The organism is Agrobacterium vaccinii, from assembly GCF_021310995.1.
Classification (GTDB): Bacteria; Pseudomonadota; Alphaproteobacteria; order Rhizobiales; family Rhizobiaceae; genus Agrobacterium; species Agrobacterium vaccinii.
Genome location: NZ_CP054151.1, coordinates 239,241 through 260,744, shown reverse-complemented (window position 1 = coordinate 260,744; position 21,504 = coordinate 239,241). Strand labels below are relative to the sequence as shown.

General features: G+C 57.5%; 18 protein-coding genes. 13 read left to right on the top strand and 5 right to left on the bottom strand.

Annotated elements, in window-relative coordinates:
- Positions 1 to 27 precede the first annotated feature (27 nt).
- The 10 genes from HRR99_RS16355 (at position 28) to HRR99_RS16310 (ending at position 9,918) form a co-directional block, all read left to right on the top strand.
- Positions 28 to 1,245, top strand: a complete 1,218-nt coding sequence (locus HRR99_RS16355; RefSeq protein ID WP_233123754.1) for an ABC transporter substrate-binding protein — start codon at positions 28 to 30, stop codon at positions 1,243 to 1,245.
- A 69-nt stretch (positions 1,246 to 1,314) separates the two neighbouring features.
- A complete protein-coding gene (locus HRR99_RS16350) occupies positions 1,315 to 2,184 on the top strand; it encodes a branched-chain amino acid ABC transporter permease (RefSeq protein WP_045229394.1) in 870 nt (289 codons plus the stop codon).
- Positions 2,181 to 3,158, top strand: coding sequence for a branched-chain amino acid ABC transporter permease (locus tag HRR99_RS16345; RefSeq protein WP_233123753.1), 978 nt, complete (start codon positions 2,181 to 2,183; stop codon positions 3,156 to 3,158). Before HRR99_RS16350 ends, HRR99_RS16345 begins: the two co-directional genes overlap by 4 nt.
- Positions 3,151 to 3,891 (top strand): ABC transporter ATP-binding protein, encoded by a 741-nt coding sequence (locus tag HRR99_RS16340; protein WP_103659653.1) that lies wholly within the window; start codon positions 3,151 to 3,153, stop codon positions 3,889 to 3,891. Before HRR99_RS16345 ends, HRR99_RS16340 begins: the two co-directional genes overlap by 8 nt.
- Positions 3,884 to 4,585, top strand: coding sequence for an ABC transporter ATP-binding protein (locus tag HRR99_RS16335; protein ID WP_233123752.1), 702 nt, complete (start codon positions 3,884 to 3,886; stop codon positions 4,583 to 4,585). Before HRR99_RS16340 ends, HRR99_RS16335 begins: the two co-directional genes overlap by 8 nt.
- Before the next feature lie 56 nt (positions 4,586 to 4,641).
- Entirely contained in the window at positions 4,642 to 5,535 is an 894-nt protein-coding gene (locus HRR99_RS16330; RefSeq protein WP_233123751.1) for an isocitrate lyase/PEP mutase family protein, read from the top strand.
- Between the two features lie 16 nt (positions 5,536 to 5,551).
- Complete coding sequence (locus HRR99_RS16325) at positions 5,552 to 6,952, top strand: FAD-dependent oxidoreductase (protein ID WP_233123750.1); 1,401 nt, start codon at positions 5,552 to 5,554, stop codon at positions 6,950 to 6,952.
- Positions 6,953 to 6,971: 19 nt separating this feature from the next.
- Positions 6,972 to 7,745, top strand: coding sequence for an aspartate/glutamate racemase family protein (locus HRR99_RS16320; protein ID WP_233123749.1), 774 nt, complete (start codon positions 6,972 to 6,974; stop codon positions 7,743 to 7,745).
- The gene (locus tag HRR99_RS16315) at positions 7,742 to 8,518 is read left to right on the top strand and encodes an aspartate/glutamate racemase family protein (RefSeq protein WP_233123748.1); all 777 of its coding nucleotides are present in this window, start codon (positions 7,742 to 7,744) and stop codon (positions 8,516 to 8,518) included. Before HRR99_RS16320 ends, HRR99_RS16315 begins: the two co-directional genes overlap by 4 nt.
- Positions 8,518 to 9,918 carry an MmgE/PrpD family protein gene (locus HRR99_RS16310; protein WP_233123747.1) on the top strand — a complete coding sequence of 467 codons (1,401 nt, stop codon included), beginning with the start codon at positions 8,518 to 8,520 and terminating at the stop codon, positions 9,916 to 9,918. The genes HRR99_RS16315 and HRR99_RS16310 overlap by 1 nt, the downstream gene beginning before the upstream one ends.
- A gap of 4 nt (positions 9,919 to 9,922) precedes the next feature.
- Here the strand turns inward: HRR99_RS16310 and HRR99_RS16305 are convergent, their stop codons facing one another.
- Together HRR99_RS16305 and HRR99_RS16300 are read right to left on the bottom strand one after the other, a co-directional pair.
- The gene (locus HRR99_RS16305; protein WP_233123746.1) at positions 9,923 to 10,690 is read right to left on the bottom strand and encodes a GntR family transcriptional regulator; all 768 of its coding nucleotides are present in this window, start codon (positions 10,688 to 10,690) and stop codon (positions 9,923 to 9,925) included.
- 51 nt (positions 10,691 to 10,741) lie between these two features.
- Positions 10,742 to 11,674 (bottom strand): 3-hydroxyacyl-CoA dehydrogenase NAD-binding domain-containing protein, encoded by a 933-nt coding sequence (locus HRR99_RS16300; protein ID WP_233123745.1) that lies wholly within the window; start codon positions 11,672 to 11,674, stop codon positions 10,742 to 10,744.
- A 315-nt stretch (positions 11,675 to 11,989) separates the two neighbouring features.
- Here HRR99_RS16300 and HRR99_RS16295 point away from each other — a divergent pair, with 315 nt between their 5' ends.
- Positions 11,990 to 13,237 carry a RhtX/FptX family siderophore transporter gene (locus tag HRR99_RS16295; protein WP_233123744.1) on the top strand — a complete coding sequence of 416 codons (1,248 nt, stop codon included), beginning with the start codon at positions 11,990 to 11,992 and terminating at the stop codon, positions 13,235 to 13,237.
- An 8-nt stretch (positions 13,238 to 13,245) separates the two neighbouring features.
- Here HRR99_RS16295 and rhrA read toward each other — a convergent pair whose 3' ends face one another.
- Positions 13,246 to 14,202, bottom strand: a complete 957-nt coding sequence (rhrA, locus tag HRR99_RS16290; RefSeq protein ID WP_233123743.1) for a rhizobactin biosynthesis transcriptional regulator RhrA — start codon at positions 14,200 to 14,202, stop codon at positions 13,246 to 13,248.
- 161 nt (positions 14,203 to 14,363) lie between these two features.
- Here rhrA and rhtA point away from each other — a divergent pair, with 161 nt between their 5' ends.
- Positions 14,364 to 16,604, top strand: coding sequence for a TonB-dependent siderophore receptor RhtA (gene rhtA, locus HRR99_RS16285; RefSeq protein WP_233123742.1), 2,241 nt, complete (start codon positions 14,364 to 14,366; stop codon positions 16,602 to 16,604).
- A gap of 157 nt (positions 16,605 to 16,761) precedes the next feature.
- On the opposite strand, the gene HRR99_RS16280 is transcribed toward rhtA, so the two are convergent.
- Together HRR99_RS16280 and HRR99_RS16275 are read right to left on the bottom strand one after the other, a co-directional pair.
- Entirely contained in the window at positions 16,762 to 19,233 is a 2,472-nt protein-coding gene (locus tag HRR99_RS16280; RefSeq protein WP_233123741.1) for a glycoside hydrolase family 3 C-terminal domain-containing protein, read from the bottom strand.
- Positions 19,234 to 19,305: 72 nt separating this feature from the next.
- Positions 19,306 to 20,589, bottom strand: a complete 1,284-nt coding sequence (locus HRR99_RS16275) for an MFS transporter (protein ID WP_233123740.1) — start codon at positions 20,587 to 20,589, stop codon at positions 19,306 to 19,308.
- Between the two features lie 208 nt (positions 20,590 to 20,797).
- On the opposite strand from HRR99_RS16275, the gene HRR99_RS16270 reads away from it, so the two are divergent.
- Positions 20,798 to 21,439: a TetR/AcrR family transcriptional regulator gene (locus HRR99_RS16270; protein ID WP_233123739.1), complete on the top strand. Its 642-nt coding sequence runs from the start codon at positions 20,798 to 20,800 to the stop codon at positions 21,437 to 21,439.
- Positions 21,440 to 21,504: the final 65 nt, after the last annotated feature.

The window sequence follows — 21,504 nt, the reverse complement described above, 5'->3', positions numbered from 1 at the left end:
TCTCATAAAAAAACTGGGAGCATAAAAATGACATTCAAAATCGAACGACGCGACCTTTTAAAAGTCTCTGGTGCCCTTGCGGTCAGCCTGGCTGCACCATCCATCCTGCGCGCGCAGGCCGCCACCGTGAAGGTTGGCGTTATCGAACCGCTCACGGGTAATCTTGCCTATAACGGTACTCAAAGTGCTGCCGGCGCAAAGTTCGCCGCAGAAGCGATCAATGCCGCAGGCGGCATAAAATCCATGGGCGGAGCTAAAATCGAGCTCGTCATCGTCGATGCACAGAGCCGCCCGGAAGCCGCGGCCTCCGCTGTCGATACGCTGATCCAGGCCGATGCCTGCGCCTTCACCGGCGCGACAGCATCCGCACTCGGCCTTGCGTCCTCGCAGGCTGCGGCAAAGTACAATCTCGCGCAGGTCTTCTCCATTGGCACCGCTGAAACGGTCGTACAGCGTGGCCTGCCGAACGTTTTCCGCTTCACGCCGGGCGTCAACAAATGCACGAGCGTCGCGCTTGAAAACCTCAAGCTGCTCAATGCAGGCGCTGGCAATTCCATCAAGACGGCGGCCATCGTCCATGAGGACGGTCCGTTCGGCTCCAACATGGCGAAAATTCTTGCTGAGCAACTGCCGAAGCAGGGCATCGAAGTCGTCGAGACCATCTCGCACCCGACACCACAGCGCGACTTTTCCAACATTGCGCTTCGCGTCAAGGCATCGAAGGCTGACATTCTTATCCCTTCGAACTACATCAACGAGTACACCTTGATGGCTCGTGCGCTGAGCCAGCAGCGGGTCGAACTCAAGGCCATCTATTCCATCCTTGGTGGTGCTGCATCCAACATCAAGTTCGTTCGCGAGAACAAGGAAGTCGCTCAATATGTGATGGACTGCAATCACTGGTACGATCCGTCCAAGGATCTGTCCAAGGCACTCGCCGCCAGCGTGGCCGCTGCCAAGCTGGACCTGACTTACGACGTCATGGTGTCCTATGCAACGATTCAGGTCATTGCTGACGCTCTGGAACGCGGCGCTTCGGCTGATCGCCAGAAGATGATCGAAGCCTTGGCCGCATCGACCTTCGACCAGTCCATCATGCCTTATGGTCCAACGAAGTTCGTCAATGGCGACAATGTCAACTCGCAGCCGGTGAACACGCAGATCCGTGGTGATAAGATCGAACTGGTCTTTCCGAAGGAATATGCCACCGCAGAAGCGGTCTTCCCGATCCCTGCCAAAAACTGACACGGTCTCGCCCCCATGGACGCAGATGTCCCTGGGGGCGCTCTTCAAACGACAGAGAGGCAAGCCCTGATGTCAAGTCTGATCTTACCTGCCGTGTTGAGCGGCCTGATGATGGGAGCCGTCTATGCGCTTGTGGCGCTGGGCCTCACCCTGATTTATGGCGTGCTCCACATCATCAACTTTGCGCATGGCAGCCTGTTGATGCTGGCGCTCTACGCCGTCTACTTCCTCTACTTCTATTTCGGCGTCGATCCCTATCTCGCCATTCCCCTCGTGCTTCCGGCCTTTTTCGCGCTCGGTTACGTCTTGCAGCGGTTCCTGATTGCGCCGATGAGCAGCGGCTCGGAACAGAATGTTCTTCTCATCACGCTTGCGGTGTCGATGATCATCGACAATCTGGCGCTCTACTTCTGGACGTCGAATACGCGCACGGCTGATATCGCCTATGCCTATGACACCGTTGAAGTGCTGGGTGCATACCTGCCGCTCGGTCGTGTCATTGCCTTCGGCGCAGCCCTCGCCGTTGCTCCGCTGCTCTGGTGCTTCATGGCCTATACCCGCACAGGCTCTGCTATTCGTGCCGTTGCAATCGAAAAGCGCGGTGCAGAACTCGTCGGCATCGACGTCAACCACACCTATGCCATTTGCTTCGGCATCGGCACCGCCTGCGTGGCACTGGCCGCCTGCCTGCTGTTGCCCACTTTCTACATCACGCCACAGGTCGGCTACACCTTCGTTCTGGTCGCCTTCACGACGGTGGTTTTGGGTGGAATGGGCAGCCTGCTGGGTGCTTTGGTCGCTGGCCTTCTTCTCGGCGTCATCGAGTCGCTGTGCGGTCTCTTCCTTGGCGAAAGCCTGGGCCAAATTGGCATCTTCCTCGCCTTCATCCTCATCCTTCTCTTCAAACCGTCAGGGCTTCTCGGGAGGGCAAGGACATGAGACCTCAATCCATCGGGCAGATCGCCCTTATTGCGGCGGCTCTCGCCTATCTCTTCGGGGTCTATTTCGCCTCATCGCCGGTGTGGATGGGCTTTACCATCAATGCGCTGATCGTCGCGGTCGTCGCCCTCTCATGGAACATCACCGGCGGTTTCGGCGGCCTGTCTTCCTTCGGTCATGCAGCACTTTATGGAACGGGTGCCTATGCCTCTGCCATCCTTCAGGTGCAGTATGGCGTCAACGCATGGGTCGGCTTCGGTGCTGGCATTCTCGCCGGTGCCGTCATGGGTGCCTTCATTGGCGCTCTGGCCTTCCGCTATGGCTTGAAGGGCTCCTACTTCGCGCTCGTCACCCTGGCCTTTGCCGAAGTGCTGCGCATCTGCGCGTCTTCCTTCGATTTCACCGGCGGCGGCAGCGGGCTGCAATTGAAGCTGGCACCCGGCGTGGCCAACCTGCAATTCAACGACCGCGCCATTGCCTATACTGCCCTTCTGGTCGTGGTGGCCTTGGTCATGTCGCTGACGGCTCTGATCAAATATTCCCGCTTCGGTGCCTATCTCATCGCCGTCAGGGAAAATGAAGATGCAGCCCGCGCGCTCGGCATCGACACCTACAAGATCAAGGTGCAGGCGATGGCCATCTCCGGGGCATTCGGTGGTCTTGCCGGTGTGCTGTACCTCCAACTCTGGCTCTTCATCGATAGCAACGTGGTCTATGGCAGCGCCGTCTCCATCGAGGCGCTGATCGGCCCGATCATCGGCGGTGCCGGGACCATCTGGGGTCCGCTTCTCGGCACACTCGGCCTGCATCTCCTCGGTGAAGGCGCGAAACATCTGCTGCCCAATGCGCCCGGTTTGAATTTCGTGCTCTACGCGATTGTGCTGATCTGCGCGCTGCGCTTCCTGCCCAACGGTCTTGTTGGACTCGCCGGCAAGCTCGGCACCTTCAAGAAGAAGGAGGACGACAATGCTTGAGGTTCGTAATCTTTCCAAAAGCTTCGGCGGCTTGAAGGCTGTCACCGACGCTTCGCTCGATGTGCCCGAGGGCTCCATTGTCGGACTTCTCGGCCCCAACGGCGCAGGCAAGACGACCTGCTTTACGATGATTGCCGGTTTTACCAAGGCCGACGAAGGCACGGTGCGCTTTCAAGGCAAGGACATCACCGGCCTTGCACCGCACAGCATCTGCGCGCTGGGCATGATCCGCACCTTCCAGATCGTCCAACCCTTTGCGGGGCTCACGGTTCAGGAAAACATCGCTGTTGGTGCCTATCTTCACCATCACGACCGTCGCGAAGCCATGTCGGTGGCGCGGGATGTGGGCAAGCGGCTGGGTATGGGCGCGATGCTTGATCGTCCCGCATCTTCGCTGACGATTGCCGGGCGTAAACGGCTGGAGCTGGCGCGGGCGCTGGCAACGGGAGCGAAGCTGCTGCTGCTCGACGAGGTCATGGCAGGGCTTATCCCCTCCGAAATTACCGAGATCGTCGGCATCATCAGAAAAATCCGCGAGGAAGGGCATACCTTCCTGATGATCGAGCACGTCATGCAGGCGGTGATGCAGCTGGCGGAAACGGCTTACGTGCTGAACCAGGGCAAGATGATTGCCCATGGCACGCCGCGCGAACTCGTCAAGGACCCGTCCGTGGTGGAAGCCTATCTCGGCCACGGTGCCGCAGCGCGGCTGCAGGAGGAAAACCATGCTTGATATCAAGGGCATCCGCGCAGGCTACGGCTCGATGAGCGTGCTGCAAGGCATCGATATGAGCGTCGAAAATGGCGAAATCGTCGCGCTGCTGGGCTCGAATGGTGTCGGTAAGACGACGCTCAACAATGTGATATCCGGCTTCATCAAGCCTAGTGCAGGATCGATTTCCTTCAAGGGCGTGACGATAACAGGCAAAAACGCGCGGGATATCGTGGCGCTTGGCATCGCCCATGTGCCGGAAGGACGAAAGGTTTTCCCCAACTTGTCTGTTGGAGAAAATCTCAAACTCGGCGCGTTTCGCCGGGCCAGCAAAAACACCAAACAGAATTTCGAGCGCATCTGCGAAATCTTCCCGAGGCTTCGCGAAAGAATGAACCAGCTGGCGGGCACACTCTCTGGCGGTGAACAGCAGATGCTGGCCATCGGTCGCGGCATGATGTCGGAGCCGGAACTTCTCATTCTGGATGAGCCGTCGCTCGGTCTTTCCCCCATCATGGTCGAAGAAATGTTCGGGCTGATCACCAAGATCAATGCTGACGGCGTTGCCGTGCTGCTGGTGGAGCAGAATGTCATGCAGTCGCTGAGTGTTGCCAAGCGTGCCTATGTCATCGAGCAGGGCCGTTTCGTCATGCAGGGAGAGGCCGCGACCCTGCTGGCCGATCCGCAGTTGCGCCAGGCCTATCTCGGAATGTGAGACGCGGCCCCGGATGGAGTGAGCCGGGGCCAATTTACGGAGAAATGGAGAATACAATGTCCCTAACACGTACCCAACGTCTGCGGCAGTTGCTTGCAGGCGAACGAGCCCTCATGGCTCCCGGTGTGGTCGATGCCATGTATGCCCGCCTTGTAACCGAAGCCGGTTTTGACGCTATGTATATGACGGGTGCTGGCACCTCTGCCACGCGCCTAGGCTATCCCGATGTTGGTTTGCTGACGATGACGGAGATGGTCGATAACGCCACCCGCATTGCCGATGCCTCCGATATTCCGCTGATTGCCGATGCCGATAATGGGTTTGGCGGTCCGCTCAATGTGCGGCGCGCCATTCAACTCTATGAGCGCGGTGGTGTAGCTGCCGTGCATCTGGAAGATCAGGTACTGCCGAAACGCTGCGGTCACCTCGCAGGCAAGCAGATCGTTTCCGCCGAAGACATGGTCGCGAAGGTCAAGGCTGCCGTGGATGCGCGTATCGATGAGAATTTCGTTGTCATCGCCCGTACGGATGCACTGGCGCTACACGGTCGCAACGCCGCATTCGACCGCGCCGAAATGTACCGCGAGGCCGGTGCCGACGTCATCTTCATCGAAAGCCCCGGCCCGGATGACTTGTCGCATATCGCACCGCGCTTCCCCGGCATTCCGCTGCTTTACAACATGGCGACCTCGGGCAAGACACCGTTCCTGACGCGCTCGGAAATCGAGGCACTGGGCTTCAAGCTCATTATCTACCCCAACTGGCTGCTGCTTTCGGCCTGCGAAGCGGCGCGCAAGACGCTTCAGGTTCTGAAGACGGAAGAGACCATCGCTTCGGTCGCGCCCAACGTCATGAACTTCAAGGAATTCTTCGATATGGCGCGGATGCCTGAAATTCAGGAACTGGAAGCCCGCTACGGCACGCCGGACGCAAACCGCACAACCTATTGAGCAGGAGATTTCGGCCATGGCAGTGCTATCTGCGGAAGGCGTGACGTTCGATTTTGAAATGCCGGTGGTCGTCGTCGGGGCAGGGGCCTGCGGTCTGGTCGCAGCCCTTGCGGCCCATGATGCGGGGCAAGAGGTCATGGTGCTGGAGCGGGACGAGAATCCCACTGGGTCCACCTCCCTGTCCGCTGGTCTAATTCCTGCGCCCTGCACAAAGTTGCAGAAGGAAGCGGGCATTGAGGACAGTCCGGAACTTTTCGCGCAAGATCTGGTCGCCAAGACCCATGACCACACGCCGCACGATATGGCGCTGGTCGCTGCAAAAACCGCAGGTCCGATGATCGACTGGTTGATGGCTACGCATAAGGTGGAGTTCGAACTGGTCACGGGGTTCACCTATCCCGGCCACTCGCGCCTTCGCATGCATGGCCCGAAAAGCCGGACCGGTGCCGATCTGGAGCAGTCGCTTCTCGCTGCTGTGTCCAACGCCGATATCGATGTCGTGACACATGCGTCGGTCGAAGACCTCTACGTGGATGCGACGGGTCGTGTAACAGGCGTCCGTTTCCGTCGTCCCGATGGCGCGCTGGAAATGTTGGGCTGCAAGGCACTCGTTCTTGCCTCCTGCGGCTTTGCAGGAGATGTCGCGCTCGTGCAGCAATACATCCCTGAGATTGCCGATGCCGAGTGCTGCGGCCACCTCTCCAACACGGGCGATGCGGTGAAATGGGGGCTGGAGATCGGCGCTGCCGTCGCTGACATGGCCGCCTATCAGGGCCATGGGTCCGTCGCTTATCCGCACGCCTTGCCATTGACATGGGCTGTCATCACCAAGGGCGGCATTCTTCTCAACATGCAAGGCCAGCGTTTCTCCAACGAGATGCGCGGCTATTCCGAACACGCCGCTGAAGTCGCTTCGCAACCTGACCACATCGCTTGGGACATCTATGATTCCAAGGGCGATGAGGCTGGGATGGGCTTTTACGACTACCGTGAAATCCGCAAGCTGGGTGCCATCAAGACGGCAAACAGTCTGGAAGAACTTGCCTCCGTCACGGGCCTTTCGCTTGCCGCCATCCGCGAGGAGCTCGAGGCCATCGAAACCTGCGCACGGACCGGCGAGCACGATCGTTTCGGGCGAAGCTTTCCGCCAGATCAGGTGCTGAGCGCGCCTTATTATGCGGTCAAGGTCAACGGCGCATTGTTCCACACGCAAGGCGGGCTGGTCATAAATGCAGAGGCGCGGGTGCTGCGCGAAGATGGCACTGTTTTGCCGAACCTTATGGCGGGTGGTGGTGCAGCACGCGGCGTGTCTGGCGATTCCAATTACGGATATCTCTCCGGCAATGGTCTTTTGACGGCGACCGCCTTTGGCCGCTTGGCTGGCATTACCGCCGCCCGGATTGCTTCCGAAAGCTGAAAAACAAGAGGAGGACATGATGAAAAAGGTCATGGTCATCGTACCGTTTCCCATGGGGCAGGACGATCTCGCCCGCAGGCAAGCGCAGATGAAGGCGGTCGATCTCGGCCCCGGCATCGAGTTTCACTATCGCTCGGTGAGGGTTGGGCCGAAGAATTATTCGAGCCAGCACGATATGGCGCTGGCCGATTTCTCGATCCTCGACGCCGGGCTCGATGCCGAGAAGGAGGGCTTCGACGCCGTCTGCATCGACACCATGTCCGATAGCGGCATGTCGATGCTGCGTTCCGTTCTGACCATCCCTGTCATCGCGCCGGGTCGCCATTCCATGCTGATGGCGCAGATGCTGGGCGACAAGTTCTCGATCCTGATGATGTGGGATCGCTGGAAAATGCTCTACACCAAAACGCTCGGCGAGCTTGGCATGGAGCATAAATGTGCCTCGATGCGCTCGATTGGCGTGACGCCTGACAATAAGAGCCTGCTTGCCGGTAAGGAAGACGAGGTCTTTCCGCTTCTGCTGGAAGCCGCCAAAAAATGCGTTGAGGAGGATGGCGCGCAGGTGCTGATCCTAGGCTCCACGACCATGCACGAGGCACATTCCTGGCTCTCCGCCCGCATCGGCGTTCCCGTCATCAATCCCGGTCCTCTTACCTACAAGCTGGCATCGATTGCGCTCGACCTGAACCTCACCCACAGCAAGGCGACATGGCCGACACCGCTGTCGCCCAAGCATGACATGATCCGCGCTATCGGTGCTGCCGGTGCGGCCTATCTGGAGGGTAGCCAATGACCCGCATTCTCGTCATCGTTCCCTTCGCGCTGGATGCTGAGGGCGTGCGCAACCGTGAAGCCCAATCGCAATATGTGCCGCTGCCTGCGGATTGGGAACTGACCTATCGCCCCGTCACCTGCGGCCCGACATCCTTCATGTCTCCGCATGACTGGGGCCTGATGGATGTTGCGATCTTCGAGGCCGGATGTAGGGCGCAAGACGAAGGCTTTGACGCCGTCTGTATCGACACGATGTCGGATAGCGGCATGGTCATGCTCCGCTCCGTCCTCTCCATTCCCGTCATCGGTGCGGGCAAGGCCTCGATGCTCTACGCACTGACGCTCGGCGGAAAATTCTCGGTGCTGGCACAATGGAAACCAGCGCTGCCGCGATACCGCAAGGCCATCCGCGAATATGGTTTCGACCGCCAATGCGCCTCGGTGCGCAGCTTCGATCAGCCGCCGGATTTCTCCAAACTGCTGGGCGGCAAGGAGGATAGCGTCTTCCCACGCATGCGCGATGTTGCCATGCGCTGCATCGAGGAGGACGGCGCGGAGGTCATCTGCCTGGGGTCGACGACCATGCATCAGGCCGGGGAATATCTCGCCGCGAACCTGCCCGTGCCCGTCGTCAATCCCGGTCCACTGACGTACAAGCTGGTCGAGACGTTTCTGGCGCTCGGCCTTACCCACGGCAGGGACGTCTATCCGCCTCCGGTCGAGCCACGGCTGGATATGCTGCACGCCATGATGAAGGCGGGAGCGGAAGCCGAGGGCAAGGTGAAAGGCTGATGATGCAAAGCGCCGCCAGACACCTTGCGGTAGCCGCCGCCTCAAGTCATTTCGCCGAGGCTGTTCCGGCTGTACGCGAGGCCTACCGCAATTTCATTCTCGACACGATTGCGGTGATGGCGGCGGGAGCGGCGCATCCATCGATCCGGGACGCCCGGCATGCTCTTGCCGAAACCGGTGGCGGCTCCTCGTGTCTGGGATTCGCTGAGCCTTGCACGGCAGGAACCGCCGGTCTCATCAACGGCATGGCTATGACGGTGTTGCAATTGCAGGATGGCCATCGTCGCGCACGCGGCCATCCCATGAGCCACGTGCTTCCCGCCGCACTGGCCGTTGCCGAGGAGACGCAGGCGTCGGCAGTTGCATTTCTCAACGCCGTCATGGCGGGATATGAGGTTTGCGCGCGGGTTGGTTCGGCCTTGGGCGGAATGCAGCCGCTGCTTCACGATACCGGAACATTCGGCTGTATCGGCGCGGCAGTGGCAGCGGCCTATCTTTTCGGACAGGATATGGATGAGCAGGCTCGCGCCTCGTTGATCGAGGCTGCCATAGGCAATGCCGCAGCCGTCGCGCTCTTTCCTTTCCGCGACACTTGCATGGAAGGCGCAGGCGCTCACCATTTGTTCGTTGGGCTCGGAGTCCAAAATGGTATCGTCGCTGCTCGCAGCGCCAAGGCAGGCCTATTGCCCTCTGTTGCCACGCTCGAACGGTTCTTCGGTCCGCGTGCAGGCGAAGCCTTTTCTCCCTCTGTCATGGTCGAAGGCATTGGCGAAGATGGTCGCTGGTCGCACTCTGAAATAACCAGTGCCTATCTGAAATGGCATCCTGTCTGCGCGCATCTCGGCCCGATGCTGGATTGCATCGAGCTTCTTCGTGAGCGTGTGGATGCCTTTGATCCCGCACGCTTGGTGGAGGTTCGAATCGATGTCTATTCGACCGCGTTGCAATACGACTCTCCATCGCCAAAAAGCGATCTGGCTGCACGCTTCAGTTTTCGCCATGCCGCCGCGCTGGCTCTATGCTTCGGCCCGTTGCGTCACGATGGTTTCGGCAAGCAGCGACTGGAGCATGCCGATGTGCTGCAAATGGTCGAAAAAATTACCCTCTGCGCGGACGAGCGATTTGATGCACTTTATCCGGCCAACCGACCGACGCGTGTGACCCTGTTCCTTTCGGACGGGAATGTCGAAAGTGTAGAGGTGATGGTGCCAAAGGGCGATGGCGAACGCGCACTAACACGTGCCGATGTTGATCTGAAAGCAAAACGCTTGATCGATTCTGCGTGGGGAGAGGGGCACAGCAATCTCTTGGTTACTTTGATAGACCGTATTGAAGGCAGTGCCCTAGCCGATTTCGTGGTTGAGTTGGGCCAATTGCTCAGGCGCCCTCTTGCGACGTGAAACGTCAATTGCCGAGTGAGAAGTCTTTGCCGTCCTCTCGCTTGAGCGAGACGCGATATTCATAGCGGTCGGCGCGGTAGAATATTTCCGCCGCGTAGAACGGCTTCATCTCTGCATTGAAGAACAGCCGGTTCACCAGCATCAGCGGCGCGCCGATGGGTATTTCGAGGTGCTTTGCGGCGTAGTCGTCCGCCAGTGTCGCGGTCAGCGTCTGTTCGACCTGTTCCACGACGGCACCGGTTTTTTGGACGAGATCGATCATGTTGGTCGTTGCCAGATCCTGCCGCTCCAGTGTGTTCCCGATCTCAGGCAGGAGATAGGCGGTGGAGAGCGAGTAGGGACGGCGGTCGAGAGAGCGGACACGCACGGCCCGCACCAGTTCGGTGGTCGGTGACACGCCCATCTGCTCGCAGATGCGCGGCGGTGCTTCCCCGAGATCGAGACTGACAACCTTCAGTCGCGTGCTTTTTCCCACGACATTGAGGTAGCTGAACAGGCTGTTGATGTTGGAAACGACAACGCGGTTGAGCTTGTTGTCCTTAGTGCGGTCGGTAACATAGGTTCCGCGTCCGCGCGTCCGCGTCACCAGCCCCTCGGCCGTCAACATCTCCATAGCTTTGCGGATGGTAATGCGGCTGACGGAAAAGCTTTCAGAAAGTTCGGCTTCGCTCGGCACGGCGACGTCAATTGGGTAATAGCCCTTGACGATACGTTCGCGCATGACCGCGTAAATTCGGTGGTAGAGCGGGGTCGGGGAATGTCGTTCGGCCATATATGTGTGGTTCCATAAAGAAAGGTTTTGAAAGTAAGGAGGGAATGTTTGCTAGAAGCGGCGGCCTTTCAGGGCGCGCTGTACGGCAATCAGCCCGTCATCGCGCATTGCCTCCAGTTCCAACACGTCTCTCCCGCGCGTTTCGGCGGTGATACCGTCAACGAGTTTTTCACGCGTTGCTTCGTCGAGGCGTGGCGAGCCGAGGTCCTGCCAACGGCGTTCCTGGCTGGGCCCGAGATGCGAGAGATAGTCCGCGATGCCGCCCGCACCACCGCCGAGGTGATAAGCCATATGCGAACCCACCACAGACCAGCGAAGGCCGGGACCATAGACAAGCGCGGCATCGATATCCTCGACCTCTGCAATGTCTTCCGCCACCATATTGACAGCCTCCCGCCAGAGCGCGGAAGACAGACGATTGGCAATGTGGCCCACGGCTTCCCGCTTCATTTTGACCGGATGACGATCGAGCGTGCGGTAGAAGCAAGCCGCAGCGTCAACGCGTTTACGATCACTGCCATAAAGCTCGACCAATGGCATCAGATGCGGTGGGTTGAAGGGATGCGCAGTGATGAGCCGTGAAGGATCGGCCATCTCTGCACTCAACTCCGACCAGACCAGCGATGAGGTGCTGGAGGCAATGGTAATCCCCGCCGGAGCCTCTGTTTCAATCGCAAAATAGAGTTCACGCTTCAGCGGCACGTTCTCTGGCGCATTTTCCTGAACCCAGATTGCGTCAGATACAGTGTCCCCCAGGTTTTCCGTCAAACGAAGTTGGCCCGGTGCAGGCAGGGTTTGAGCCACTTCTGCAATCTGCGCCATTGCCGCATCGATACGGACGGCGACATGATCACGACCCGAAGCAGCGGGCTCAAACAGCGCCACATCATATCCATAGGCCAGGAAGAGCGCAGACCAACTCGTCCCGATCAGTCCGCCGCCGATCACGGCTATCGTTTCGCGATCGCGCCCCACGTCACTCATTTGCTCCGCCCAAAACGTTTCTGTTCCTGAGCGAACAATCTCATAGCGGATCGCGTGGTGCAATTTAAAAGATTATAAGGTTATGTCATTTATACCATTTATCTCTACATCCAAGTCGATTGCCGCAGAAAAATCCTTACCGGCAATCACGGTTCGTTATTGTCTTAACCGGGTTCGCTCACATCCAAGCTTTACGGATTGTATGGAATTAAACATGATAATATTACTCCTGTTTAATTCACCGGTGCGCGATGGCGTTTGACGCAAAACCTTCAAGGTCTGTTGCGATCCCCGGCCAAACAATTCGGTTCTTGCATGGCCAACATCAACGAGACGATTTCTGACAGTGCTGTTTTGGCGAAGCCATTCGAGGGCCGGTTGATGGGCGTGTTGGGTGGCCTTTATCTCGCTCAGGGCATCCCGACCTATCTGTTGTTGGTTGCGCTGCCGCCGATCATGCGGGAAAGCGGTGCCTCGCGCACCGCTATCGGGTTGTTTTCTCTGCTGATGCTGCCCTTGATCCTGAAGTTTCTCGTAGCACCATTGGTGGACCGTTGGTCACCCTGGCCAAAGATCGGGCATCGTCGAGGATGGGTTGTGCCCACTCAGCTTCTCGTTAGCGCCGGTATTGCATCAATGGCTCTGGTGGATCCAAGTAACGTCTCGGTTCTCTTTGCCATCTGCATTTCCATCACCGTAATTTCCTCCATTCAGGACATTGCGACAGATGGCTATGCTGTGCGGCAATTGACGGACAGAACGCGGTCCATGGGCAATGCCGTGCAGGCAGGCGCAGTAGCGCTGGGCGTTATCATCGGTGGAACGGCGGCTCTGGTCGTGTTCCATCTTTCCGGATGGCAGACCATGACCCTGCTTGTCGCGGCCTTGTCTTTGCTTCCGCTTGCCGCCGCCGTGGCCATGCAGCCGGAAGCATCGACTGCGACAAAAAGCGAAAAGCCTGCTAGCCTGCTTGGCTTTTTTCGTCGCCCGAACGCTTGGCTGCTCCTCGGTTTCGCGCTGACATATCGGGCCAGCGAAGGTCTCGTGCGTGGCATGGAAGGCACCTATCTGGTCGATATCAAGGTGCCGACGGATTGGATCGGTTACCTCTCCGGCGGCGCTGCCGCAACCGCTGGCCTGATTGGCGTGGCGATTGCCGCATTTCTCATCCGCAAGGCGGGGTTAACGGCAACACTCATTCTCTTGGGTGGCCTCAGAAGCATCTGCTTCCTCACATTCACTTTGAACGCGGCAGGCATTCTGCCTGGCATCTGGGTGGCCCTGTCGGCCTCGGCGTTTCAGACACTAATCCGCTACATGGAACTCGTCGCCATTTATTCCTTCTTCATGAAATCCTCATCTCATGATCAGCCCGGCACGGATTTTACAATCCTCACCTGTGCGGAACTCATCGTCTATATGGCGGGCGCATCCCTGGCCGGTATCGTTGCCGACAAGCTGGGCTATCCCGCGCTGTTTTCAACGGCAACCATGATCTCGTTTGCTGGCATGGCCCTGTCCGTCTGGTTTCTCCAACGGCTCGGCCGGGCGCGTGTTGCTTAACGCGGCCCTCACGCCTCTTCGTTTTGCCCCGTCATGCGCCGCAAATCCGTGGGGCGAATGCCATAACGGCTGCGGAATGTCCGGTTGAAATAGGACAAGTCGTTGAAGCCGACGCTGTAGACGATCTGGCTGATTGGCGTTGCAGCAGTGTCGGCTAGGATCATTGTCTTGGCCAGGAAGAGCCGCCGTTCCAGCACATAGCGGGAGAATGTCGTGCCCGTGCGGCTGAAAATCTTCTGGATGGCCCGTGGCGTGATGCCCTCGGCCTTGGCGACATCTGTGATGGAAAATGAGCCATCCGCCAGATTGGCCTCGATCAGCGTTTTCATCGATTCCACCCGGTTTTGCGGCGCATCCGGCGGGTTGGCATCGTCCTTCACCTGTTGCGCCAGGACCGGTAGCAGGGAGTAGAAATGCGCGACCATCATGCTGGCATGGTTTTTGTTCTGATAGTCTTGCCGCAAGAGATAGCCCGCGTAATGCGTGAGCAGTTGCAGCGGAAGGCACTCGGCGTGAAACGATCGAAGCAGCAGGCAATCGAGTGATTTCCGAACCGGTGCAATGGCCAAGTGGGGCAGATGCGCACAATCGAGCCTGCCGCCTTCAGGCAACACAATTTCGGAAGACGTATCTGCTGGAAGCAGAATGACGTCACGCGGTGCCAGTGTGAGTGTTTTCTGGCGATGATGCACGATCAGCGGACCGTCTGTCGCGCGAAGCATCACAATATCAGGGGTGCCAATGCCGCTTGCGAGGAGGCGCAGCGGCGTTTTGGGGAGGTAAAGCGTTACAAGTGAAAGATCGACATGTTTCCAGAAAAGCCCTGTCACACCCGCCAGATCACCGTCTTCTACGGTAATCGTCGCTTCACCCAGCATATCCAGCAAAATCGTGCGGCAAACGAGCCTGCTTTCCGAGTCGGGCAAAGAAATGGTCCCGAGTTTGAGAGGTCGAATTACTTCCATTAAAGATCAACCCGCCTTTATTGTTGATGTTCGCAATTATCCAAAACGTGTTCGTTCCCATCCAAGCGCGTCAACGTCTTAACCCATAAAACATGATGAAAATAGTCTTGTATTTTTAGCGGTTGGACGGCTGCGGGGATTTTTTGTGCATCGGGGGCGAAATGATCAGAAAGTGGAATGTCGGAGTTAGCCTGCTGGCTATCGCCGTTGCGACGGTTTTGCATGCAGCAGCGCAAGCGCAGGATGCGTCCGAAAATACGCAGGCGAGCGGGGGCTCGACGGTTTTGGAAACGATTGTGGTGACGGGCACGCGCATACCGCAGGAAATTTCAAGAGCCGCCCGCACCATTTATGTTGTGGATGCCGATACAGTTCAGGCAGAAGCCCGTTCTGGCAAGTCGCTCCAGCAAATCCTCGCAGAGAAGGTCCCAAGCTTTGATTCCGCCAGCGAGGGCGCTCGCACGTCCTACGGACAAAATCTGAGAGGACGAACGGCTCTGGTCCTCATCGATGGTGTCTCGATGAACTCAGCACGTAACCTTAGTCGCCAGTTCGATGCGATCGACCCATTCAATATCGAGCGCGTAGAGGTGCTTTCGGGAGCAACCGCGATCTACGGCGGCAATGCAACGGGTGGCGTCATCAACATCATTACCAAGAAGGGTAAGGATGCAGAAGAGGGCGTTCACGGCGAAGTAACGACTGGGCTTGGCACAGGCTTCGGCGAAACGCGCGATATCGATCGAAATGCTGCGGGTGCCGTCACCTATAACGGTGAAAACTGGGATGCTCGTCTCTCGGTCGCTGGGAACCAGACTGGCGCCTATTTCGATGGTTCCGGCACGATGCTGACACCCGATATTACGCAGACATCCACCGCATTCAACAAGCGCGTGGATGTCATGGGAAGTCTCGGCTTGCAGATCGATGACGACCGGCGACTGGAGATCACGGGGCAGTTTTTCGACAGCACCCAGGATTCGCCATTTGGGCTTTATCTGGGGCCGTTCCTCGCTGGATTGGGGAACCCCAATCTGCTCGAAACGCGTGATGGATATCAGTCTGATTTCAATCCCCGCACTCGCAGAGCAATGGTGAATGCCACCTATAGCGATGATGATTTTCTAGGACAGGAACTGTTGATACAAGGCAGTTTCCGGCGCGAGGAAATCCAGTTCCACCCTTTCCCCGGAACAAGTCCGTCGCTTTATTTTGGCGGAAGCTCTCAGGATACGGACTACTACAGCATCAAAGCGGCGATGATTTCGGAGCCGCTTGATGGTCTGAAGGTAACCTACGGTGTCGATGCCGATCGGGACTCCTTCTCGTCGAAGCAGAATATCTTTAATCTCAATACGGCGCTACAAACAGGCGGCGTGGATTTCGATACGATCGGTATCACGGGGCTCTATCCTGATATCGATGTATCCACAGTCGCTGGATTTGTTCAGGCGTCTTACGAGGCCACAGATAGGCTGACGATCAATGGCGGCGTGCGTTATCAATATGTTACGACCGAAGTTTCAGATTTCGTCGGTGCTGCGCAGCAAATTGCCATACTCAACGGAAACGGCACGTCGGCAGATAGAATACCTGGCGGAGACGTCAGCTATGATGCTGCTCTCTTTAACGCAGGCGCGACTTACGAGCTCACCAACACGCAGCAGGTCTACGCCAATTTCAGCCAAGGTTTTGAACTTCCGGATCCGGCGAAATATTACGGTAGAGGAACTTACACCTTAGCCAACGGTCAATATACGCTGGTGAACAGCGTGAACGTCGGCGATTCCGCACTTCAAGCCATCAAAACCAATTCTGTCGAACTGGGCTATCGCTTTAACGATGGCACCTACACTTTTGAAACGGCTGGATATTATTCACTGTCAGATCGCTCTATTGTTCTCAACAATACGACGCTTGCCGTCCATACGGTTGATCAGGACCGTAGGGTCTACGGTATTGAAGCCAGTGGTAGCGTGAAGCTGGACCACGGTTTCGACGTAGGTGCATCGGGCCACTGGGTTAAAACGGAGGTCAAAACCGATGATGGCTGGGAAAAGGAGTCTATTGGGACTGCCAGTGTTTCCAAGTTGGGTGGTTACGTTGGTTGGACAAAAGACAGCTTCAACGTGAAGCTGTCGGGCCAGCATGTCTTTAGTTTGAGCGACGAAAGTGGCAAAGAAATCGATCCCTACACACTCTTCGATCTCACCGGTGCTTATCGGTTCGAAGAGCAGGATACGACATTGCGCTTTGGTGTCATGAATGTCTTCGATACCGATTACACGACCGTTTGGGGCGCGCGTGCCAAGGCACTTTATGGCTCTTTGGCAAACGAAGCGGTCTTCGACTACAAGGGACGCGGTCGCACCTTCGCCGTTTCGCTGACGAAAGTCTTCTGATGGATTATCAGACTGTTTGTGGCATCCGGCGGCTCAGCCAACACCAGGACGTCAGGTAAAGCGCCCTACATCAATGGAGCCGGGACACCATTAAAACGATGGATATCCCGGCTATATGTTTGCACTATCGTATGCCTGCGGCAACGTCCGCAGCTTTTCAGATGGAAAGATCGCTAACGTGACCCATCCAAAGCGTCGGGTTGGTGATTGCGATACGGTCTCGAATGTCACCGGCATTGGCGGCTATCAACAGTTCATATGCGCCTGCATCCGAACGGAAGGCTTTTGCCTCGACATCGAATAAGCTGAGATCGCGGATAGACACTTTCAGTGTTGCGGTTTTTGTCTCGCCCGGCTCAAGTTCCAACTTCGCAAATGCGCGCAATTCCTTTTCTGGCCGTGAAAAGGTGGAATCCAGTGGACGGACGTAAAGCTGCACAACTTCCGAGCCCTTTCGAGCATCGATGTTGGTCACATCGACCGTGACGGTGATGCCGTCTTCGCCCATGGCGGTAGATGACGACAGTGCTGTGCCCCACGCGAACTGTGTATAGCCCAGACCGAAGCCGAATGGGAACAGTGGCTCTACGCCGTGCGTATCGTGGTGGCGATAGCCGACGAAAACGCCTTCATCATAGCGAACGTGACCATCCTGACCGGGATAGACCAGTGGATTTTCAGTAATGGCGGAATTGTGAGAAAGCGACTTCGGGAACGTCTGCGGCAGACGACCACCGGGCTCCACGTTACCGAAGAGAACATCGGCTACGGCGTTACCGAGCTCCTGACCGGGATACCACATCTGCACGACTGCCTTGACCTTGCCCAGCCAAGGCATTTCCACGGGGCCACCGGTTTGAAGTACGACGACCGTATTGGCATTGACGGCGGCAACCTTCTCGATCAGTTCCTCTTGGCGACCGGGAAGGCGCATGTCGGGGAGATCGAGACCTTCGGTGTCCCACTGGCCTTCACGTCCGACAAAGACGAGCGCGACATCGCAAGCAGCCGCCTTGGCAACGGCCTCTTCAATGGCAGCATCGCCAAGCGGCTTTTCGACACCGAAGCGAATGGCGGTCAGGTGAATGCCATCGGCGGTCGCAGCCGGAGAGCAATATTCGATGGTCAGCGTGTAGCTGCGGCCAGCTTCCAATTCCACGGACTGGCGTTGTTCGCTGTTGGCAGTACCGAAGTAATTGTCGCCGGGTTTCCAGTCATCATAGCCGTTCACGACAAGCTTGCCATCGATATAGAGCTTGGCGAGGCCGGCATTGGTCATGCCGAAGACATGCTCGCCGCTGTCGGACGACACAAAGCGTGCAGTTATCCGGGCCGAGAAGTCTGCCGGATTAAGCTCTGCCGACGGTAGGTCGAACCAGAAGAATTCACCCTTGGCTACCGTTTCACTGTGAACTGGCGTGCCTTCCAGCTGTCTGCCCTTGAAGTAATCCACCTGCATATCGCTCGCGAAGACCTCGATCAGGCGATTGTTGCTGCATCCTGCAGCATGATGGACGCTATTGGCGTTCGAAAGCGCTGCACGAATACCTTGAAGCGGGCTGACGGTGTAATGCGCTGCAATTTGGGCGCTGCCGCCACCCATGACGCGTGCTTCGGCAGCATTGGGACCGAGGACGGCGATGCTGTCGAGCGTTGTCTTGGCCAGGGGCAGAATACCGTCATTTTTGAGCAGCACGGCACCTTCGGCACCGATCTGGCGAATGAGGGCGCGGTCTTCGGGAAGGTCGAGAGAGCTTTCTGTGAGGTCTGGTGCCGTTTCAAAGGCGCCGACGCGTTCCAGCAGCGTTAGAATCCGGCGCGCAGCCTCGCGCACGGTTTTCGCCTTGACCTCGCCCTTGTGCACGGCCTCGACCAGCTTCTCACCACGGTCGCGGCTTGGGCCGGGCATTTCAAGGTCGAGACCGGCATTGACGGTGGCTGCCGTGGAATGCGAACCGAACCAATCGGACATGACGATACCGTCGAAGCCCCATTCCTTGCGCAGCACCTGGCTCAGCAGCCATTCATGTTCGCTCGTATAGGTGCCGTTGAGGCGGTTATAGGAGGACATGACCGCCATCACGCCCGCCTTCTTCACAGCCTGTTCGAAAGGCAGCAGATAGAGTTCTCGCAGGCTGCGCTCATCGATATCCGACGACATGGTCTGGCGTTCGATTTCGGATTCATTGCCGACGAAATGCTTGATCGTTGCGGCAACACCCTTGCTCTGTACGCCCTGAATATAGGCAACGGCCAAAGCCGCCGTCAGCAACGGGTCTTCGGAATAGCATTCGAAATTGCGGCCATTGAGGCCTGAGCGGTGAATGTTGACGGTGGGCGCGAGCAGAACGGATGCGCCTTTGCTTTTCGCCTGACCCGCCAATGCCACGCCCATACGCGCCACGAGCGCGGGGTTCCAGGTGGCACCGAGTGCGATGGCCACGGGAAAGCAGGTTGCCTTGACACCGGCCACCAGCGATCCGGCACCGCGTGCGCCATTGGGGCCATCCGTAACCTTGATTTTGGGAACGCCGAGACGCTCGACCGGTAAAGTCGTCCAGAAGTCGGCCCCGGCGAGCAGCGAGACCTGCTCCTCAAGCGTCATTTGGTTCAGGATATTCTCGATCATACGAGCCTCCGTTTTTTTATGCGAGTGAAGAAGAGACGCGCGCGTCATAAGACGGCGCGCCCTGACTTGGCGTCAGCGCACCCCGCGTACGGGGGCGATGGCCAGTGCGCCGAGGAAGGCACTGATGGCCGCAGCAGCATAAAGGACGCCATAATTCTGGCCTCCTGCATTGCCGATGGCGAGAAGGAAGGGCGCGACAGCCGGGGCAATGGACTGCGGCACGGCATTGGCGATGTTGAGAACGCCAAGGTTTCTTGCCGCATGGGTCTCCCTATCCGGCAGGATATCCACGACCAACGCCTGATCGACCGCCATGTAGACCCCAAAGCCGATAGATGTGACGGCTATGCCGCTGTAGAAGCTGGTGAGGTCGCTTGCAAAAACGATGACCACGATACCCAGCGCATAGGTCATGGCTGCGATCAATACGAAAGCCTTGCGGCGACCCATGCGGTCCGACATGTAACCGGACACGAAGGACGAGCCGACGACGCAGATCGCAGTGATCAGCGTTGAAATGAACATGATGTCGCCGATAGCGCCTTCGGCAATCTTCAAATGGTCCATCAGGTAATAGACCTGATAGGATGTCAGCACGGCAAAGCCGAAGAACACCAGAAAGCGGCTGAGCCATGCGTAGCCGAAGTCAGGGTGTTTGACGGGGTTGACCCAGAAGCTGCCCAGCAGTTCGGACACTCCCGGCATGGTCTGCTGCGGTGTCTCCGTCGAAGGGCGATCTTCAATTACCAAGACGAAGACGAGAACCGACACCAACCCGATGGCTGTTGGGATCAGAAACATTGCGTTGCTAGCCGTTCCGGTCAGGGCCAGAATGCCGCTGCCGATCAAAAGCGCAATATAGATCGACATCCCCGCAAGCGCCGACACCAGACCACGCTGATGTTCCGGCACCTGGTCTGGAACAGTCGCGACGAGTGCTGCCAGCATGGCATTATACGCCGTCTGGATCACGCACCAGGCGATGCCGATCATCACTAGGCTTGATGTATAGGCCATGAGGATTTGTGCGAGACTGCCGACGATCACGCCGCCGACCAGCCAGGGTTTGCGCCGACCGAAGCGGGAGCGTGTTCGATCCGAAAGTTGACCGAATACAGGGTTTGCCAGCAGCGCGAAAAGTGCGCCAAGACCCAGAATGGCACCCAGACTTGCGCCTTTGCCGACGGGATCAAGCGTGTTGACCCGAATGGCCAGCGTCATCGCAACGGGCGTCATGACCGCCGTAAAGAAGCCGACACTGGCAAGTCCGTAAGTGAGAATGAAGGGCAGGCCGACCGAGGCTTTAGTGCCAGTTGCCGAAGGGGTAGCGACAATGTCAGGGGTTGCAATACTCATTTTTGAAAACCTCCACCGCAATAAAGTCGATAACAACGTCGTCCTCCGCCGAACGTCGTGTTAAACCTACCGACTACTCGGTTATTGCGGCAAGTCAACTTTTTTCTGTTCAAATCCGAGGCTTCAAAGATCGGATCGGTCGGCTTCCTCCCCGGTTACTGACGGAGAAATTTAGGCTAAAGCAGCGTTTCGAAATGGGTGGACGAACATGAATGATGAAACGAAAACAGGTGGGGCCCTCGGCCGTATGCCTGGCAAAAAGCGCAAATCCCCCAAGGGCGCGATGCGCCGGGAGACTATTCTTGCAGCGGCAATGCAGCATTTTGCCAAAGACGGTTATCAAAGCGCATCATTCGCATCTATAGCCGCCGATGCTGGCCTTTCCTTGCCGGGACTTCTTCATTATTTCCCGACGAAGGTGGATTTGCTTCTTGCCGTTCTCGAAAAACGAGACCTTGAGAGCACATCGGCTGTTGGACCGAAATACGAGGACTGGCGCAGAGTGCTACTCGGCTTGGTGGATGTCGCCAGATTAAACCAAGATATTCCCAATGTGGTGCAGGCGTTTGCGGTGCTCAATGCCGAAAGCCTGACCGCCGACCACCCGGCAAGCAGGTGGTTCGCACTGCGCGCCAGCAATCTCACGGATAATCTCGTCTTTTCCCTGAGAAAGGGGATATCAGACGGCGAAATCAAACCCGATATCGACCCGTCGTCTATCGCAGCGGAGCTGATTGGGATGATGGATGGGCTCCAGATGCTCTGGCTCAGATATCCAGGCGAGATTGATATGGTGATGATATTCTCGGGCTACATAAATCGGCTGATCGAGGCGATAGAGCTTCGCTGAGATCACTATACCTTTTACCTGTTTCGCCTCGCACTGGGTGCGAGGCGAAATGCATTCAGCTCTGG

What these genes read in the sequence shown, in the direction of transcription:
- HRR99_RS16270 (WP_233123739.1), top strand. Translation starts at nt 20,798, where the DNA reads ATGAATGATGAAACGAAAACAGGTGGGGCCCTCGGCCGTATGCCTGGC.
- HRR99_RS16325 (WP_233123750.1), top strand. Translation starts at nt 5,552, where the DNA reads ATGGCAGTGCTATCTGCGGAAGGCGTGACGTTCGATTTTGAAATGCCG.
- HRR99_RS16310 (WP_233123747.1), top strand. Translation starts at nt 8,518, where the DNA reads ATGATGCAAAGCGCCGCCAGACACCTTGCGGTAGCCGCCGCCTCAAGT.
- HRR99_RS16305 (WP_233123746.1), bottom strand. Translation starts at nt 10,690, where the DNA reads ATGGCCGAACGACATTCCCCGACCCCGCTCTACCACCGAATTTACGCG.
- rhtA (WP_233123742.1), top strand. Translation starts at nt 14,364, where the DNA reads ATGATCAGAAAGTGGAATGTCGGAGTTAGCCTGCTGGCTATCGCCGTT.
- HRR99_RS16300 (WP_233123745.1), bottom strand. Translation starts at nt 11,674, where the DNA reads ATGAGTGACGTGGGGCGCGATCGCGAAACGATAGCCGTGATCGGCGGC.
- HRR99_RS16320 (WP_233123749.1), top strand. Translation starts at nt 6,972, where the DNA reads ATGAAAAAGGTCATGGTCATCGTACCGTTTCCCATGGGGCAGGACGAT.
- HRR99_RS16350 (WP_045229394.1), top strand. Translation starts at nt 1,315, where the DNA reads ATGTCAAGTCTGATCTTACCTGCCGTGTTGAGCGGCCTGATGATGGGA.
- HRR99_RS16280 (WP_233123741.1), bottom strand. Translation starts at nt 19,233, where the DNA reads ATGATCGAGAATATCCTGAACCAAATGACGCTTGAGGAGCAGGTCTCG.
- HRR99_RS16295 (WP_233123744.1), top strand. Translation starts at nt 11,990, where the DNA reads ATGGCCAACATCAACGAGACGATTTCTGACAGTGCTGTTTTGGCGAAG.
- HRR99_RS16275 (WP_233123740.1), bottom strand. Translation starts at nt 20,589, where the DNA reads ATGAGTATTGCAACCCCTGACATTGTCGCTACCCCTTCGGCAACTGGC.
- HRR99_RS16345 (WP_233123753.1), top strand. Translation starts at nt 2,181, where the DNA reads ATGAGACCTCAATCCATCGGGCAGATCGCCCTTATTGCGGCGGCTCTC.
- rhrA (WP_233123743.1), bottom strand. Translation starts at nt 14,202, where the DNA reads ATGGAAGTAATTCGACCTCTCAAACTCGGGACCATTTCTTTGCCCGAC.
- HRR99_RS16315 (WP_233123748.1), top strand. Translation starts at nt 7,742, where the DNA reads ATGACCCGCATTCTCGTCATCGTTCCCTTCGCGCTGGATGCTGAGGGC.
- HRR99_RS16340 (WP_103659653.1), top strand. Translation starts at nt 3,151, where the DNA reads ATGCTTGAGGTTCGTAATCTTTCCAAAAGCTTCGGCGGCTTGAAGGCT.
- HRR99_RS16355 (WP_233123754.1), top strand. Translation starts at nt 28, where the DNA reads ATGACATTCAAAATCGAACGACGCGACCTTTTAAAAGTCTCTGGTGCC.
- HRR99_RS16335 (WP_233123752.1), top strand. Translation starts at nt 3,884, where the DNA reads ATGCTTGATATCAAGGGCATCCGCGCAGGCTACGGCTCGATGAGCGTG.
- HRR99_RS16330 (WP_233123751.1), top strand. Translation starts at nt 4,642, where the DNA reads ATGTCCCTAACACGTACCCAACGTCTGCGGCAGTTGCTTGCAGGCGAA.